The 17,294-nt window shown below is 68.1% G+C and carries 14 protein-coding genes; 9 read left to right on the forward strand and 5 right to left on the reverse strand.

From position 1 onward, the window contains the following. The first annotated feature begins 102 nt into the window (after window positions 1-102). The 4 genes from pdxH (at window position 103) to DBO33_RS05505 (ending at window position 4,085) form a co-directional block, all read left to right on the forward strand. Window positions 103-831 (forward strand): pyridoxamine 5'-phosphate oxidase, encoded by a 729-nt coding sequence (pdxH, locus tag DBO33_RS05490; protein WP_107654052.1) that lies wholly within the window; start codon window positions 103-105, stop codon window positions 829-831. A gap of 70 nt (window positions 832-901) precedes the next feature. Beyond that, the gene (locus DBO33_RS05495) at window positions 902-2,185 is read left to right on the forward strand and encodes an MFS transporter (protein WP_107654053.1); all 1,284 of its coding nucleotides are present in this window, start codon (window positions 902-904) and stop codon (window positions 2,183-2,185) included. Between the two features lie 187 nt (window positions 2,186-2,372). Continuing rightward, a complete protein-coding gene (locus tag DBO33_RS05500) occupies window positions 2,373-3,683 on the forward strand; it encodes a citrate synthase (RefSeq protein ID WP_107654054.1) in 1,311 nt (436 codons plus the stop codon). A 42-nt stretch (window positions 3,684-3,725) separates the two neighbouring features. Next, on the forward strand, window positions 3,726-4,085 hold the full coding sequence (locus tag DBO33_RS05505) for an FKBP-type peptidyl-prolyl cis-trans isomerase (RefSeq protein WP_107654055.1): 360 nt from the start codon (window positions 3,726-3,728) through the stop codon (window positions 4,083-4,085). 57 nt (window positions 4,086-4,142) lie between these two features. Here DBO33_RS05505 and DBO33_RS05510 read toward each other — a convergent pair whose 3' ends face one another. The 5 genes from DBO33_RS05510 to DBO33_RS05530 all read right to left on the reverse strand — a co-directional run bounded on the left by DBO33_RS05510 (window position 4,143) and on the right by DBO33_RS05530 (window position 10,180). Next, on the reverse strand, window positions 4,143-5,315 hold the full coding sequence (locus DBO33_RS05510) for a YhgE/Pip domain-containing protein (protein ID WP_107654056.1): 1,173 nt from the start codon (window positions 5,313-5,315) through the stop codon (window positions 4,143-4,145). Window positions 5,316-5,436: 121 nt separating this feature from the next. After that, window positions 5,437-6,807: a sensor histidine kinase gene (locus tag DBO33_RS05515; RefSeq protein WP_107654057.1), complete on the reverse strand. Its 1,371-nt coding sequence runs from the start codon at window positions 6,805-6,807 to the stop codon at window positions 5,437-5,439. Further along, a complete protein-coding gene (locus tag DBO33_RS05520) occupies window positions 6,804-7,514 on the reverse strand; it encodes a response regulator transcription factor (protein ID WP_107654058.1) in 711 nt (236 codons plus the stop codon). The genes DBO33_RS05515 and DBO33_RS05520 overlap by 4 nt, the downstream gene beginning before the upstream one ends. A 48-nt stretch (window positions 7,515-7,562) precedes the next feature. After that, a complete protein-coding gene (locus DBO33_RS05525) occupies window positions 7,563-7,949 on the reverse strand; it encodes a hemophore-related protein (RefSeq protein ID WP_107654059.1) in 387 nt (128 codons plus the stop codon). 179 nt (window positions 7,950-8,128) lie between these two features. Next, window positions 8,129-10,180, reverse strand: coding sequence for an AMP-binding protein (locus DBO33_RS05530; RefSeq protein WP_234390703.1), 2,052 nt, complete (start codon window positions 10,178-10,180; stop codon window positions 8,129-8,131). Window positions 10,181-10,496: 316 nt separating this feature from the next. Here DBO33_RS05530 and DBO33_RS05535 point away from each other — a divergent pair, with 316 nt between their 5' ends. Genes DBO33_RS05535 through DBO33_RS05555 form a run of 5 tightly spaced genes read left to right on the forward strand, consistent with a single transcriptional unit; the run spans window position 10,497 to window position 17,137 of the window. After that, a complete protein-coding gene (locus DBO33_RS05535) occupies window positions 10,497-14,183 on the forward strand; it encodes an ATP-binding protein (protein WP_199856535.1) in 3,687 nt (1,228 codons plus the stop codon). Further along, window positions 14,180-14,593, forward strand: a complete 414-nt coding sequence (locus tag DBO33_RS05540) for a roadblock/LC7 domain-containing protein (protein WP_011207200.1) — start codon at window positions 14,180-14,182, stop codon at window positions 14,591-14,593. The genes DBO33_RS05535 and DBO33_RS05540 overlap by 4 nt, the downstream gene beginning before the upstream one ends. 7 nt (window positions 14,594-14,600) lie before the next feature. Beyond that, window positions 14,601-14,975: a DUF742 domain-containing protein gene (locus DBO33_RS05545; protein WP_040731099.1), complete on the forward strand. Its 375-nt coding sequence runs from the start codon at window positions 14,601-14,603 to the stop codon at window positions 14,973-14,975. Then, window positions 14,956-15,558, forward strand: coding sequence for a GTP-binding protein (locus DBO33_RS05550; protein WP_014981574.1), 603 nt, complete (start codon window positions 14,956-14,958; stop codon window positions 15,556-15,558). The genes DBO33_RS05545 and DBO33_RS05550 overlap by 20 nt, the downstream gene beginning before the upstream one ends. A 52-nt stretch (window positions 15,559-15,610) precedes the next feature. Further along, window positions 15,611-17,137, forward strand: a complete 1,527-nt coding sequence (locus DBO33_RS05555; protein ID WP_107654060.1) for an acetyl-coenzyme A carboxylase carboxyl transferase subunits beta/alpha — start codon at window positions 15,611-15,613, stop codon at window positions 17,135-17,137. The last annotated feature ends 157 nt before the right edge of the window (window positions 17,138-17,294 follow it).

Below are 17,294 nucleotides of genomic sequence, written 5' to 3' on the forward strand. Positions count from 1 at the left end.
ACAGGCCTGATCCTCGGCGATGAGGGGTACAACGAGGCTCGCCGAGCACATGCCGATCAACAACACCTTAGATCCTTGCTACCCCGGAGTAACGTCTGGCCCATGCGTGACCTGGACAATTCACCTGGCGGCCAGGAGACGGCCGAAATCCTGCCGAGCACCGATTTAGCCGGCATGCGCGCCGAGTACGGGGGCGCCCCGTTCGGCAGCGGCGAAGACATCGATCTGGACGAAACATGGCTGGCCGGCGGCTGGGAGCCGTTGCTGCGCCACTGGATCGAGCAAGCGACCGCGGTCGGCGTCGCGGAGCCGAACGCCATGGTGCTGGCCACCGTTTCACTGGCCGACGGCACGCCGCGACCGGTCGCCAGAACCGTCCTGTGTAAAGGGCTCTCTCCCGAGGGTGTGACTTTTTACACGAACTACGACTCGGCCAAGGGCAGCCAGCTCGCGGCCGTGCCGTTCGCCGCCGCCACCTTTGTCTGGCCCGCGCTCGGCAGGCAGGTGCATGTGCGCGGCGCGATCGAGCGGGTGCCCGCCGAGACGACCGAGGTCTACTGGCGCTCCCGGCCGCGCGACTCGCAGCTGGGCGCGTGGGCCTCGCGGCAGTCGAAGCCGATCGGGTCGCGGGCCGAGTTGGACCGCACCATGGCCGAGACGATCGCGCGCTTCGAGAACGTCGACGAGATTCCGGTGCCGCCGCACTGGGGTGGCTTTCTGCTGCGCCCGGACGAGGTGGAGTTCTGGCAGGGCCGACGCGGCCGGCTGCACAACCGGATTCGGGTGCTCGTCGAGAACGGCGCCATGAAGGTGGAGCGACTACAACCCTGAACTATTCCCGGCCGGCCGGTGAGAAATCTCGTATCGAACCGGCCGGGATTCAGTCGCTACGCTGCCGCCGGTGAGATTGCTGGCCGATACCGCTCCGCTGCGACACCCAGATTTCCGGCGTCTGTGGACCTCGGGCATCGTCACCATGATCGGCGCGCAGCTGTCCATCGTCGCGGTGCCGCAGCAGATCTTTCAGATCACCGGCAGCTCAGGGTATGTCGGCCTGGCCGGGCTGTTCGGCCTGGTGCCGCTGATCGTGTTCGGGCTGTGGGGCGGCGCGCTCGCGGATGTGATGGACCGGCGCAAGCTGATGCTCATCACCAACGCGGGCACCGGCCTCACCGCGGTGGCGTTCTGGGCGCAGGCCGCGTCGGGCATCGACAACGTCTGGGTCGTGCTCGGCCTGTTCGCGGTGCAGCAGGCGTTCTACGCGGTGAACCAGCCGACGCGCAGTGCGGCCATCCCGCGCCTGCTGCCGGAAGACCAACTGGCCGCGGCGAATTCGCTCAGCATGACGGTGATGCAGTTCGGTGCCATCGCCGGACCGGTGCTGGCGGGCGCGCTGATCCCGGTGATCGGGCTGTCCACTCTCTACTTGATCGACTCCATCGCCCTGCTCGCCACAATCTGGGCGGTGTGGAAGTTGCCCGCCCTGCCGCCGACCGGAACCGCGCGCAAGGCCGGATTCCGCACGGTGCTGGACGGTTTCGGCTATCTGGCTACGCAGCGGATTTTGCTCGCCTCGTTCGCGGTGGACGTGATCGCCATGGTGTTCGGCATGCCGCGCGCGCTGTTCCCGCAGATCGCGCACGAGACCTTCGGCGATCCGACCACCGGCGGGGTCGCGCTCGGCCTGCTGTTCGCGTCCATGTCGGTGGGCGCGGTGCTGGGCGGAGTGTTCTCCGGCTGGATACCGCGCATTCAGCGCCAAGGCTTGGCCGTACTCGTCTGCATCGTGCTGTGGGGCCTGGCCATGGTCGGCTTCGGCGCGGCCGTCGGATTCACCGGGCACGGACTCGGCCTCGGACTCGGGCTCACGCTCGCGCTGCTCTGCTCGGCCTTCGGCGGCGCGGTGGACATGGTCTCGGCCGCGCTGCGGGTCACCATGTTGCAGCAGGTCGCGACCGACGAGATGCGCGGACGTCTGCAAGGCGTGTTCATCGTGGTTGTCGCAGGTGGGCCCCGAATCGGTGATGTTGCCCACGGTTTTGCGGCGGCGAGTCTGGGTACCGCTGTCGCGGCGGCCGGTGGTGGTGTTCTCGTGGTGATCGGCGTGGTGATCGCCGCGCTCGCGTTCCCGGCATTCGTGCGATACCGGGTAGGGCGCGCACATGCGGAAATAGTGGCACCATGAGCCTGCGAATATCCAGCAATCGCTGTTCGGCGCGTACTTCGGACCTCACACCGCCACGAGATGTTTGTGAGGTCGCACAGGACTACCCTCCTGGTTGTCCGCGTCGGTGAACGTCTAGCGTTGAGACAAGTGCATCGTGCGCCGACCGCGACGATGCCTACGGTTCTAGCCTGAGAGGGATCCTTCCGTGCCCGCTGAGAACATCATCAACGTCGACGAAGACGCCAAGCCGGTGCTTACCTACCCCGGCGGGGAGTTCCCGATGACGGTCGCCAAGGCCGCCGAAGGCAACGACGGAATCGAGCTGGGAAAGCTGCTGGCCAGCACGGGTTACGTCACCGACGACCCGGGCTTCATGAACACCGCCCCGACCAAGTCGGCGATCACCTACATCGACGGTGAGGCAGGCATCCTGCGCTACCGCGGTTACCCGATCGACCAGCTCGCGGGCTCCTCCACCTTCATCGAGGTCAGCTACCTGCTGATCTACGGCGAGCTGCCCTCGCAGGCCCAGCTGGAGGACTTCACCGACCGGATCCGCAGGCACACCCTGCTGCACGAGGACCTGAAGCGCTTCTTCGACGGCTTCCCGCGCAACGCGCACCCGATGCCGGTGCTCTCCTCCGCGGTGAACGCGCTGTCGGCCTACTACCAGGACTCGCTGGACCCGCGCGACCCCGAACAGGTCGAGCTGTCCACCATCCGGCTGCTGGCCAAGCTGCCCACCATCGCGGCCTACTCGTACAAGAAGTCGGTCGGCCAGCCGTTCCTCTACCCGGACAACTCGCTGAGCCTGGTGGAGAACTTCCTGCGGATGACCTTCGGCTTCCCGGCCGAGCCGTACGAGGTCGACCCCGAGGTCGCCGCGGCGCTGGACATGCTGCTCATCCTGCACGCCGACCACGAGCAGAACTGCTCCACCTCGACGGTGCGGCTGGTCGGCTCCTCGGACGCCAACCTGTTCACCTCGGTGTCCGGCGGCATCAACGCCCTCTGGGGCCCGCTGCACGGCGGCGCCAACCAGGCGGTGCTGGAGATGCTCGACGGCATCAAGTCCGACGGCGGCGACGTCAAGGAGTTCATCCGCAAGGTCAAGAACAAGGAAGACGGCGTGAAGCTCATGGGCTTCGGGCACCGCGTCTACCGCAATTACGACCCGCGCGCCGCCATCGCCAAGAAGCACGCCGACGCCATCCTCAACAAGCTCGGCAACGACGAGCTGTTCGAGATCGCCCAGGCGCTGGAAGAGGCCGCGCTCACCGACGACTACTTCGTCGAGCGGCGCCTGTACCCGAACGTCGACTTCTACACCGGCGTCATCTACAAGGCCATGGGCTTCCCCACCCGCATGTTCACCGTGCTGTTCGCGATGGGCCGACTGCCGGGCTGGATCGCGCACTGGCGCGAAATGCACAGCGAGCCACTGAAGATCGGCCGCCCGCGGCAGATCTACACCGGCTACGGCGCCCGCGACTACCGCGAGATCACCAACCGTTAGTTCCACCATCACCACCATCACCCACCGAAGGGGATATGCCGAATGACCAAGCCGGAGATCGAGTTCCAGGGTGGGCCCGCGCCCGCCGAGCTGGTGATCAAGGACATCATCGAGGGCGAAGGCAAAGAAGCCGTGCCCGGCGGCAACGTCGAGGTGCACTACGTCGGCGTTGAGTTCGACACCGGCGAAGAATTCGACTCCTCCTGGAACCGCGGCGAATCCATCAACTTCCCGCTGCGCGGCCTGATCCAGGGCTGGCAGGACGGCATCCCCGGCATGAAGGTCGGCGGCCGTCGCCAGCTCACCATCCCGCCGGAGCTGGCCTACGGCCCGACCGGCGCCGGACACCCCCTGGCAGGCAAGACGCTGGTCTTCATCATCGACCTGCTGGACGCCAGCTAATCCGAAACGCGTACCGCGGCCCGTGTTCCACTCGGTGGAGCACGGGCCGCGGTCGTGTTACTCGCGGACGATCTCGACCGGATCGGTGAGGGCCAGGGCGAGCGCGGACTGCTGGGCCGAGCTGCGCTGGGGGAGGGCGTCCACGGCCTTGTCGGTCTGGGTGCTCAGGTTGTTGACGATGGTCTGCAGCTGGGTGACGCCGCCGCCGGTGAGCTGGCTGATGGCGCTGACCAATTGGGCGCCGCCCTCGTCGGCGAGCTTGGGTAGGCCCTCGGCCAACTTCGCGCCCTCGTTCAATTGCGCACTGGCACTGGTCAATCGGTCGACCACGGTGCGAAGCAGGGTGCCGAGGTCGGTGTTCGGGTCGACCGCGCCGCCGACCAGCGAGCCGAGGCCGGTGAGCTGGGAGCCGGCCTGACCCGAAATGCCCTGCAGCGCTTCCAGTTTCTTGATGATGTCGGCCAGCGCCGGATCGTTGGCGAAGGGCAGGGCGCGCAGTAGCGGGAGGATCTGGTCCAGGCCGGAGTTCACCGTGTTCGCCGTCTGCTCCACCTGGGCAATCGTGATGCCGGTCGAATCCAGCGCGGAGGCAAGCTCGTTCGCCTGCTTGGCGGCGCCGTCGACGGTCGAGTTCAGCAGTGCGATGGCCGAAGTCAGCTGGGCGGAACCCTCTTTGGCGAAACTCAGGAAGCCGAGCAGTTGGTCGGCGCCTGCGCTGAACTGCTCGGTGCCCGAAGCGGCCGTGTTCACTCCGGCTTTGAGTAACTGCGCAGTGAATTGCACCTGCGACATCTGGCTGCGGGCCTGCCCGACCGCCGCGAGCGCGGCATCGACGCCCGCCGCGCCGACCCGGTGCGTCACCTCGGACACCGCGCCGTTCACCAGGTCGGTGTCCGCGCCCTTATGGGTGGCGACGGTGACCTTGGCCCGGCGCGGCTGGGTACCGGCCAGGGTGCCCATGGATTCGGTGAGGTCGGCGGGCAGGGTGATCACCGCGGCGTAGTCGTCGGCGCTCGCCTCGCCCGGCTTCGCGGCGGTCCATTCGTATCCGCCCGCTTCCGTCAGCGCCTTGACGACCCGCGCGCCCGTCGGGCCGGTGTCGGCGTTCACCAGGGCGATGCCGGTGGGGCCGTCGTGCGATCGGCCGCACGCGGTGAGGCCGGCACCGAGCGCGCCAGCGCTGACGAGAGCAACGGCGAGAAGAGCCCAGCGGGCGCGTTTTCCGATCACAGCCAGACGATAGAGCCGCCCCTTGGCTCAACCGCTGGCGTTTCTATGAGAGTTCGCTAAGGAGCGTCCCGCGCGAATCCGCCGGCGGTGTCGTGCGCGGGTCGAGAGACCTGTGGAGCGGTCAGGCGCTGGTGGGGTCGGGCAGGTCGAGGACGAGGCGAATGCCGCCCAGCGTTCCGTCATCGAAATAGGCACGGCCGCCGTGTAATTGGGCTTGCTGGGCGACCAGGGCCAAGCCGAGTCCGGAGCCGCCTTTGCTCGCTTGACTGCCGCGGAAGAACCGATCGAACACGGCTCGACGCTCATGCGCCGGAATACCGCGACCGTTGTCGTCGATGCTGATCACGATGTGCCCGTTCGGCGCCCGGTGCGCGGACACCAGCGCCTCGGTGGCCCGCCCGTGCTTGACCGAGTTGGCCAGCGCGTTGTCCACCGCGAGCCGCAGACCGGCGGGCAGCCCACGGGTGACCAGCTCGGTATCGCTGTCGATGCGGACCTTCAAACCGGGAAAGTGCCGCATGGCGTCGTGCGCGGCCTGGTCGCAGAGGTCGCCGACATCGGTGGCGACGTGATCGCGTTCGTTGGTGAGATCGCCCGTGGCCAGACGCTCCAGCGCGGCCAGCGTGGTCTCCACCCGGCCCTGACTGCGCTGCAAGTCGGCGAGGATCTCGGTGCGCTGTGCCTCGTCCAAGTCCAGGGTGCGCAAAACCTCGAGGTCGGTGCGCATGGCGGTGAGCGGCGTGCGCAACTCGTGCGCGGAGACGGCGGCGAAATCGCGCGCGGTCTCCAAGGCCGCCGCGGTGGCGGACTGCGCCTGATCCACCCGTTGCAGCATCGTATTCACCGCGTCCGCCAGCTTTTCCGCCTCCCGCACGCCCGACCCGTCCACCGGTGTCTGCGGGTTGTGCGGATCGGGCAGACCGCTGCGGGCACCGACCTGGCGGGTGAGCCGCACGATCGGGCGCACCGCGCGTCCGGCCAGCAGCCAGCCGAGCGCGGCCGCGGCGGCGATGGCGAACAACGCGCCGCCGAGTACCCAGCGCTGCTGGTCGGCCGTGGCCGCGGCCGCCGAAGCGGCGGGGATGCCGATCGAAACCACCCGTCCCGCAGGCTGATTCTCGGTCGTCGACAGGATTCGATAGGGCGTGCCACCGACCGGGACCGTGCGCGAACCCGGTGCCAGATCGGGCAATTGGGTCGGTGTACTCGCGGTGACCGTGCCGTGGTCGCGGACCGTGACGGCCATGTCGTTGTTCAGACCCGTCAAGCTGACGAACCGGACCGCGATGACCGGTTCGATCAGCACGATGCGCGCGGCGATCGCGAGCTGCTGATCGGACTGCTGCACATTGTTGCGTTCGATCGCGTGAATACTGATCACGCTGATCACCGAGACGATCACGATCGCACCGGCCGCTGCCGCGCCCGCGACCCTGGTGCGTAGCGAAAAGGCCCGGCGCCGACGGGATTTCGGCGCGGTGAGCTGCGTCATTTGGGCGCCCGCAGCACGAACCCGACGCCGCGGATGGTGTGCAGCAGCCGCGGCGCACCGTCCACCTCCAGCTTGCGCCGCAGGTAGCCCACGAAAACGTCCACCACATTGGTGTCGGCCGCGAAGTCGTAGCCCCACACCAGTTCCAGCAGCCGCTCCCGGCTCAGCACCACGCCGACATTGCGCGCCAGCGTGGACAGCAGCTCGAATTCCCGCTTGGTGAGCTCGATTTCATCGCCGTTCAGCAGCGCGCGATACCCGGCGACATCGACTTCGAGCGGGCCGACGGTGATCGCGCCCGGCGTCGCGGGTGACTGGGTGTCGGTCCGCCTGCGCAGCAGCGCCCGGATCCGCGCGACCAACTCGGCGAGCACGAACGGCTTGACCAGATAATCGTCGGCACCGGACTCCAGCCCGGAGATGCGATCGTCCACCGAGGCGCGCGCACTGAGCACACAGATCGGCACCTCGTTGCCCATCGCGCGCAACGCGGTGACCACCCCCGCGCCGTCGAGCACCGGCATGTTCATATCGAGCACGATCGCGTCCGGCGCGTGCTCGTTCACGCTGCGCAGCGCCTGCGCCCCGTCCCTGGCGACCAGCACATGGAACCCGGACAGCCGCAGGCCCCGCTCGACCGAGGCGAGCACGTCCTCGTCGTCATCGACGACGAGGACGGTCGGAGTAGAGGGCGTCACATCGCTCATTCTGCCGTCACCGATCGGTCCAACCGGTCAGGCGGGCGATGCGCGCGTTCAGTAGTTGTGGCAAGAATCGGCCACGGTGCGGATGGTGTCGCGCAGCTGGGCGTAGCGCGGGTCGTTCTGGGCTTCCTGGACCGCGCCCGGGTTCTGGTCGATGGCCCGCTGGAGTTCGGCGCGGCGCTGCTCGACCGGCTGATCGAACTTGCGCTGCAACTCGGCCTTCTGCTTCGGGTTCGCGTCGAGCATGGCGGCGAGCTGCGGGGCCTTGTCGTGCAGGGCGGCGTCGACCTGGGCGAACGAACAGTCCGAGGTGAGCAGCGGACCGGCGAGCTCCATCGGGTCGGCGGAGGCGATGGCCGGGCTGAGGAACATGGCGACAGTGGCCAGCCCGCCTGCGGCGAATGCGGCGACAGCGGGACGGCCAACGGAACGCTTCATGGGGTGACTCCAAATATCGAGGGGTACTAGCGCCCTCGACGCTAGGCCGCCGCACTGGCACGCGTGTGAACGCTTCCTAAGGAATCTCTGAGCAGTCGACGCTGCCGAGCCGGGTCCACCACGGAATATCCAGCAGGACAACTGATCTCATCAGCATCCGGGTACCGGCTGAGCTGGCCTTACTCGCCGCCGGGCGCCGAGGTCACCGGTGTGGCAGCCGAGTCCGGCCCGAATTCCCTCAGCGGCGGAAGCTCGCGTGCCGCGTGGATCTGCTCCTCCAGCGCCTCGAGCACCGCGGGATCCTCGATGGTGGACGGCACCTCGTACGGATCGCCGGAGGTGATCTGCCGGATCGTCTTGCGCAGGATCTTGCCGGAGCGGGTCTTCGGCAGCGCGGTGACGATGACGGCGTCGTGCAGCGTGGCGATCGCGCCGATCTGGCTGCGTACCCGCTCGATCAGCTCGTCCCGCAACTGCGCGGGATCCACCTCGACCCCCGACTTGAGCACCACATAGGCCAGCGGCCGGTGCCCCTTGAGTTCATCGGGCAGCCCGATCACCGCGCACTCGGCGACCGCCTCGTGGCCGGCGATGGCCGCCTCGATGCTGCCGGCCGACAACCGGTGCCCGGCCATATTGATCACATCGTCGCTGCGGCCGAGCACATAGAGGTAGCCGTCCTCGTCGAAGTACCCGGAGTCGCCGGTGAGGTAGTGGCCTGGGTAGGCGGACAGGTACGAACGCTTGTAGCGCTCGTCGTCGTGCCACAGCCCGGTCAGCGTGCCGGGCGGCAGCGGCAGCCCGATCACGATGTTGCCCTCGGTATTCGGCGGCACCGGGTTGCCCTCGGAATCGAGCACGCGCAGGCGATACCCGGGCACCGGCACCGAGGCCGAACCCGCCTTGATCGGGAGTTGTTGCAGACCGAGCGGATTCGCGCAGATCGGCCAGCCGGTCTCGGTCTGCCACCAGTGGTCGACGACGGGGCAGTCCGTGCGGTCGGCGAGCAGAATCTCGTCGGCCCAGGCGTAGGTGGCCGGATCTAGTCGCTCGCCCGCGCAGAACAGTGCGCGCAGCGAGGAGAGATCGTGGCCGTGCGCGAGCGCGGCGTCCGGGTCGGCCTTGCGGATGGCGCGCAGCGCGGTCGGCGCCGTGAACAGCACGCGAACATTGTGTTCCGCGATCACCCGCCAATACGCGCCCGCATCCGGGGTGCCGATCGGCTTGCCTTCGTACAGCAGCGTGGTCGCGCCGACCAGCAGCGGCGCGTAGACGATGTAGGAGTGCCCGACGACCCAGCCGACATCGGAGGCCGTCCACATCACCTGGCCGGGGCCTACGTCGTAGATATTGCGCATGGACCAGGCGAGGGCAACCGCGTGTCCGCCGTTGTCCCGCACCACGCCTTTGGGTTTCCCGGTGGTACCCGAGGTGTAGAGGATGTAGAGCGGGTCGGTCGCGGCGACCGGGACCGGCTCGGCCAGTGGCGCACCCCGGACAGCGTCGTCCCAATCGAGCCATTGCGCCGCGATGGTCTGTGACGAACTCGGCAGTGATTCGGTCGCGGCCTGCGGCGCGGGGAAGTGGATGGTCGGGAACTGCGGGCGCTGCTTCACGATCACGGTGCGCGGCGCGGTGGTCTCGGCGAGGTCCAAGGCCTGCAACACAATCGGCGGGTATTCGAGCTGTTTGCCCGGTTCCAGACCGCCGGATGCTGTGATGATCAACACTGGTTTCGCGTCATCGATGCGCGCGGCGAGCTCCGGTGCGGCGAAGCCGCCGAACACCACCGAGTGCACCGCGCCGATGCGCGCGCAGGCCAGCATGGCGATGACGGCTTCGGGAATCATCGGCAGGTAGATGACGACGCGATCGCCCGCGACGACGCCGAGCCGGCTCATCGCGCCCGCGAACCTGGCTACCTCTTCCAGCAGCTCCGCGTACGTGAAAACGCCTCTGGTGCCGGTCATAGCGGAGTCGTATATTAAGGCGGGCTGATTCGCTAGGCCCCCCTCCGCCGCGGCGCCACCGTGCACATGCCGGTCGAGGGCGTTGAAGGAGGTGTTGAGGCGAGCGTCGGTGAACCACCTGGCCACCGGACGAACGGCCGGGTCCACGATCTGGGTCGGCGGTACCTCCCAATCGATCGCTTCAGCCGCCCCGGCCCAGAACTCGGCGGGGTCGACCAAGCTGGTCTGATAGACCGGTCGGTACTCGTGCCGCACGTTCAAACCCGTGACTCCCTAGCCTCGCCTCGATGCCCGCCTCGATAGATCTGGTTGATTGTGGCAGACTTCACGCGACGCCCGGGTGGGTGTTGTGACCATTGGTTTTGCCTGGAACGGGCAGGTCAAGGATCGCATGCTTACTCGGAGTCACCCAAGAAGTTATTGATCCGTTAGAATCTGATGTCACTTATTTGGGCCGTCGTAGACGCAATTTCTCGGCCAGCCGCAGTTCTCGGCCAGCTCCGCCTGTCGAGCCAGTATGCGTGTGGAGGTTCGCTGATGGCGCGTGGTTGGGGCCAGTTTGGAAAGTGAGTGGGAGATGCGTGAGGCCGCTAGGTCCGGCAGAAGGCGCTGGGCGCTCGGCAACTGGGACCTGCGCTGGAAGGTGACGGCGGTGCTGGCCGTCCCGCTGGCGGTCGCGGTAGGCCTTGGCGTGTCCAGGATTTCATCGGAGTTCACCAACTCGGGTCGGCTCGCCGATGTCGCCGAGAACGTGGGGGCCATCCCCGCGGTCACGGCGCTGAGTGCGCAGACGGCAACGACCGTCGGTTCGCAGATGATCGCCGTCGCGCCGAACGTGTCCGTGGTGACGGATCAGAACCTCGCCGATCTCGACAAGGCGATCGCCAACGCGGAGAAGGCAGGCGACAAGCTCAGTGGTGTCGCCGGTGCCCGCGCGGCGCTGGACAGCATGCTCAACCAGGCAAAAGCCGTTCGCCAGCAAGGCAAAGCGGTGAACACCGGGTCGAGCGACGATGCCATCGCGCTGATCGACCGGGTGCGCAACGACAGTGTGCGGATCGTCGAGACGACGGTCGGCCAGGTCAGCGACACCGCGGTGGATACGGCCAAGCTCCGTCTGGTCGATTCGCTCAACACCCGAGCCACGCTGGTCGGTGAGGTCGCGGCGTTCCCCGCGGTATTGAAGGACCCGAAGGCAGGCACACCGGGCTTCCTGACCGCGGCCAATACCGAGCGTTCGCTGCTCGGCGTGCTGTCGCACCGGTTCTCCGACGGTGACACCTCGATCGCCGATCTCCGTGCGGGCATCGACACTCGGGTCACCTTGCTGAACAGCCCGGAGGCGCAGGCCGGTCGGATTCCGGTCGGCGAACTGAAGAAGTCGCTGACCGACAGTCTCGCGGTCTACGAACTCGTGGTGACCAGGGCGACCAAGGACATCGACAGCGCGATGAACGCGCTGGTGTCCACCGCGCAGCGCGACGCGTGGACCTACACCGGCGTCGTGGTCGCGACCATCCTCGCCGCGCTGTTGCTCGCCGTGTTCGTCGCGCGCTCGATGATCGTGCCGCTGCACCGGTTGCGCCTCGCCGCGCTGCGCGTCGCCGAGAGCGACCTGCCGCACGAGGTGGCCCAGCTCCGTAACGGCGCCTCGCCGGAAGAGGTGCCGCTGGAACCGATGCCGGTGCGCAGCACCGAGGAGATCGGCCAGCTGGCCCGTGCCGTCGACGACATCCACGGCCAGGCGCTGCGCCTCGCGAGCGACCAGGCGCAGATGCGTTCTCAGGTCAACGACATGTTCGAGACGCTGGCCCGGCGGTCCAAGTCACTGGTCGACCATCAGCTCAGCCTGATCGAGGCGATGGAGTACGACGAGAAGGACCCGCGCCTGCTGGAAAACCTGTTCCGGCTGGACCATCTCGCCGCTCGCATGCGCCGTAACGGCGACAACCTGCTGATCCTCGCAGGCACCAGGCAGCGCCGCGCCAAGTCCGCCCCGGTCGAGATCGCCGACGTGCTGCGCGCCGCGATCTCCGAGGTCGAGGACTACGAGCGGGTGAAACTGGGTGCCACACCGCGTGGTTCGCTGGTCGAGCCCGCCGCCTCCGACATGGCGCACCTGTTCGCCGAGCTGCTGGACAACGCGCTGCGCGCCTCCCCGCCGGAGACCGACGTGAAGTTCACCTTCGCGCAAGCGCACGACCAGGGCATGCTCATCGAGGTGGCCGACCGAGGCATCGGTATGCCGCCCACCGAGATGGCCGACATCAACCGGCGGTTGGAACAGACCGCCGAGCCCGGCCCCGACACCGCACGGCACATGGGTCTGTTCGTGGTCGGCAGGCTGGCCGAGCGGCACGGTCTCACCGTGCGGCTGCGTCCCACCTTCGACACCGCGCGCGATCCCGGCGTCACCGTGACCGTGCACGTGCCCGGCAATCTGATCGTGGCGGGCAAGCCGATCACGGCGCAGCCCGTCACGCCGAACCCGCAGGCACCTGAGCGGCAGCGGCCGTCCGCCCCGTCCTCGATGCAGATGCGTGCGATCACCCGGACCCCCGGCGGCAACGTCATGGTCACCGTCGATCCGGGTGTCAGCGGGCCGATTCCGATCACCAACCCCAATGCGAATCCGAGCGGACCGGTTCCGGCCGGCGGCGGATTGCCGCAGCGGCAGCCGGGCAACAGCATGGCGTCCGGCCTGCAGTCGAACGCGCAGCAGGCGAGCCCGACCCTGCGACCCGCACCGGGTCAGCAGTCGAGCGGACCGCAGCGGGGCAAGCTCGCCGCCGCGAACCTACCCAAGCGCAACCTCGCTCCCGGCGGTCCGCCGCCGCGGCAGCCGGGGGCCCCGGCCGAGCCGACCGTGACGGGACTGCCGCCGCGCGACGCGAACTCGGGTGAACTGCCGAAGCGGCAGCCGGGCAACAACGGTGTGCCGCAGCCGAGCATCAGCGGCCTCGCCCAGCCGCCCAGCGGCCTGCCGCAGCGTCAGCGTGGCGAGAACGGGATGCCGCAGCGTGATCCCAACGCGGGTGGTCTGCCACAGCGAGATCCGAGTGCCGGTGGCTTGCCGCAGCGCGATCCCAGCGCGGGTGGTCTGCCGCAGCGTGATCCGGGTGCCGGTGGTCTGCCGCAGCGTCAGCGTGGCGAGAACGGCCTTCCGCAGCGGGAGTCCGCGTCCGGCGGTCTGCCGCAGCGTGATCCGAGCGCGGGCGGCTTGCCGCAGCGGGACCCCAACGCGGGTGGTCTGCCGCAACGGGAGCCGAACGCGAGCGGTCTGCCGCAGCGTGATCCGACCGCCGGTGGTCTGCCCCAGCGTGATCCCAGCGCCGGTGGTCTGCCGCAGCGTCAGCGTGGCGAGAACGGTCTGCCGCAGCGGGAGTCCGCGTCCGGTGGTTTGCCGCAACGCGACCCGAGTGCTGGTGGTCTGCCGCAGCGAGATTCGATGCTGCCGCAGCGTGATCCGAACGCCGGTGGTCTGCCCCAGCGGGAGTCCGCGTCCGGTGGTCTGCCGCAGCGTGATCCGAGTGCTGGTGGTTTGCCGCAGCGGGATTCGAGTCTGCCCCAGCGTGATCCCAGCGCCGGGGGTCTGCCCCAGCGCCACGCGGCGGCGTCGAGCCTGCCGCAGCGGGAGACGACGCCGACCGGGCTGCCACAGCGGCAGCCGGGCAGTCAGGTGCCGCCGAATCTGCCGCAGCGGGAACCGGGCGACGGTCTGCCCCAGCGGGATTCCACGCCGGGACTTGGTCTTTCGCAGCGGGGACGCGGTACGCTGCCCGGCAGCGACGAGCAGCCGAAGGACACCGAAGCAGCCGGCGCCGACCCGGGTAGGCACAGCTACCGGGCCAACCCATCCAGGACGGCGTCGTTCTTCCAGACCAGGCTGCAGCCCGCGGTCGAAACCGGGGACTCCGTCATGGGCGGAACACCGATTTTCGCGGAAATGATGTCGGCGTGGCTCTCAGACCCGAATATGGACAGGTCCCAAGTGGCCGCGTCCTTCGAGTCACCGGGTGACGAGGGTTGGCAGGCGGCTCGCCGGGCCAGCGAGGCACAATCCGAGACGAGGACGGCGGCTGGGTTGCCGCAACGCAATCCGGGCGGAAGGCTGGTCCCGGGCGCCGTCAACGGTGCGGTGGAACGGGCACCGAGCCGCGATCCAGAAACGATCAGGTCCAGCTTGAGTCGTCATCAGCAGGGCGTCCGGGATGGCCGCGCAATGAGAGCAATGAACTTAACCGGAGATAAAGGAGACCGATGAACCCCGATCTAGGTGGTACGAATCGTCAGCTGGATTGGCTGGTTTCGAACTTCGCCAACGAGGTTCCTGGCGTAGCCCATGCCGTCCTGGTCTCGGCTGACGGCCTACTCATGGCCGCGAGCGCTCAGCTGCCCGTCGACCGTGCCGAGCAGCTCTCGGCCGTCACCGCCGGACTGGCCAGCCTCTCGGTCGGTGTCTCGAACCTGTTCGAGGGCGGCACCGTGCTGCAGTCCGTCGTCGAGATGGAGCACGGCTACCTGCTACTCATGGCGGTCGGCGACGGCTCGTACCTTGCCGTGCTGACCAACACGTCGTGCGACATCGGTCAGGTCGGTTACGAGATGGCGTTGTTGGTCGAGCGGGTTGGCCAGACAGTTCAGGCCACGCCACGCGTCACGATGGGTTCCTGATGGTGGGATGGACATAGAAGATCACCGCTTGGGGAGCGCCGAGCCCAGTCTCGTCCGCCCATACTCGTTGACCGCAGGCCGAACGAGGCCCGCGGTCGAGTTGGCGTTGGAGGCTCTCGTCGCATCGCATCCGGTCGCCCTGGAGCGGCAGTTCGAACTGACCAACATCGAGACGTCAATCGTGGAGTTGTGCAGAGAATCGCCGTCCGTTGCCGAGGTAGCAGCCCGACTTGGTATCCCGATCGGGGTGGCACGCGTGCTGGTAGCCGACCTGATCGAGGCCGGGCATGTACGCGTTTCGGCGACTTTGAAAGACGATTCCAGCGACGATGAACGTCGCGAGCTGATCGAAAGGGTTCTCAGTGGACTCCGGCGTATTTGATTCGACGGCGCAGGTCGACACCCGCACCAGCAAGCCGACGTCGGCCAAGATCGTCGTCGCGGGTGGCTTCGGTGTCGGCAAGACCACGATGGTCGGTGCTGTCTCGGAGATCGTTCCGCTGCGCACCGAGGCATTGGTGACCAATGCCAGTACCGGAATCGACAATTTGACCGGCATTCCGATGAAGTCGACCACCACGGTGGCGATGGACTTCGGCCGGATCAGCCTCGCCGACGATCTGGTGCTGTACCTCTTCGGTACGCCGGGCCAGTACCGATTCTGGTTCATGTGGGACGACCTGATCCGCGGCGCCATCGGCGCCGTGGTGCTCGTCGACACCCGCAGACTGGAGGACAGCTTCGCGGCTGTCGACTACTTCGAAGCGCGCGGCCTACCATTCCTGGTGGCGCTCAACGAATTCGACGATGCGCCGCGGTACCCGATCGAGGACATCCGGCAGGCGCTCGCGGTGCCCGCGGACGTGCCGATCCTGTCCATCGACGCTCGGCGTCGCGAGCCGGCCAAACAAGCCTTGGTCGCGCTCACCGAGTACGCCCTGCGCAAGGTGATGCAGGGCTACTGACCGAAAGGGTCAGCATCCCGCCCGCCGGTTGCCGAGTGGATAAGCTCCCTCGGTGAAGATTTCGGCGCGCGAGCTGCTCGGGCAACTGCTCGACACCGACTCGTATGTCAGCTGGGACCGGTCACCGATCACGGTGGCCGCGACCCCGCGGTACCGCGAGACGTTACGCACGGCGGCCGTCGCGGCGGGCACCGATGAATCGGTGCTCACCGGCGAGGGACTGCTGCGCGGCCGCAGGGTGGCCGTAATCGCCTGCGAGTTCGGCTTTTTGGCGGGCTCGATCGGCGTCGCGGCGGCGGAACGGATCGTCTCGGCGGTCGAGCGCGCCACCGAACTCGGGCTGCCCCTGCTCGCTTCGCCGACCTCCGGCGGCACCCGGATGCAGGAGGGCACCGTCGCCTTCGTGCAGATGGTGAAGATCGCCGGTGCGGTCGCCGCGCACAAGAGCGCGGGCCATCCCTATCTGGTCTACCTGCGCAACCCGACCATGGGCGGCGTGTTCGCGTCGTGGGGTTCGTTGGGGCACATGACTTTTGCCGAACCCGGCGCGTTGATCGGTTTCCTCGGGCCGCGCGTCTACCAGGCCCTGTACGGCGAGGCTTTTCCCGAGGGCGTGCAGACCGCCGAGAATCTCTACCGCCGCGGTGTTATCGACGGCGCCGTCACGGTCCGCATTTTTCGCCGCATCGCGCACCGCGCCCTCAGCGTCTTCAGCGGTATCCCGCTGCCGGATTCGACTGTGGGTGAACAAGTTCCGAGTCCGGACCGACGCGCGGCCGCCGAGCCGGTCTCGGCATGGGAATCCGTGGAGATCTCCCGACGCCCGGATCGGCCCGGCATTCGTGACTTGCTACGTCATGTGACGCAACGGGTTCCGCTCAGCGGGACCGGGCAGGGCGAGTCCGACCGAACCGTGGTGCACGCGCTGGCGCGCTTGCGTGGCCAGCCGTGCGTGGTGTTCGGCCACGACCGTGCCGGGCAGCAGGACGGATACCCCATGGGACCCGCCGCGCTGCGCGAGGCGCGCCGCAGCATGGCGCTTGCTGAGGAGTTGCGGCTGCCGCTGGTTCTGGTCATCGACACGGTGGGCGCCGCGCTGTCGAAGGAGGCCGAGGAACGCGGATTGGCCCCTGAAATCGCCCGCTGCATCGCGGATTTGGTGACATTGAACACGCCGACCATCTCGGTGCTGCTCGGTCAGGGCACCGGTGGCGGCGCGCTGGCCCTGCTGCCCGCCGACCGCGTCCTGGCCGCCACCCATGCCTGGCTGGCCCCGCTGCCACCGGAGGGCGCGAGCGCCATCGTCTACCGCGACACCGAGCACGCCGCCGAACTGGCGCAGTCCCAACGCATCCGCGCCGCCGACCTACTGGCCGACGGTGTCGTCGACCGCATCGTGCCCGAATTCCCCGACGCGGCCGACGAATCGGTCGACTTCGCCCGCCGCATGGTCGCCGCCGTCGCCGGCGAGCTCGCCCGGCTGCGCGACCGGCCCGCCGCCGAACTCCGCGCGCTCCGCAAGCAGCGTTACCGCAGACTCGGCCTGCCGGGCGCAGTCGACCACCAGGCGGACGGCTAGTTCCGCGCCGACGCCCTTCGCGGCGCCCACTGTTCGGCGCGGCGCGACCCGCATCCGAGGGCTCGGCTCAGCGGCCATCGAGTCATCACCATCACGGTCGGGCGGTACGAAAGTGCAGGTCGAGCGGTAAACCGGGGGCCAACACGCCAAGGGGCAG

This window comes from Nocardia suismassiliense (assembly GCF_900269665.1).
Lineage (GTDB): Bacteria > Actinomycetota > Actinomycetes > Mycobacteriales > Mycobacteriaceae > Nocardia > Nocardia suismassiliense.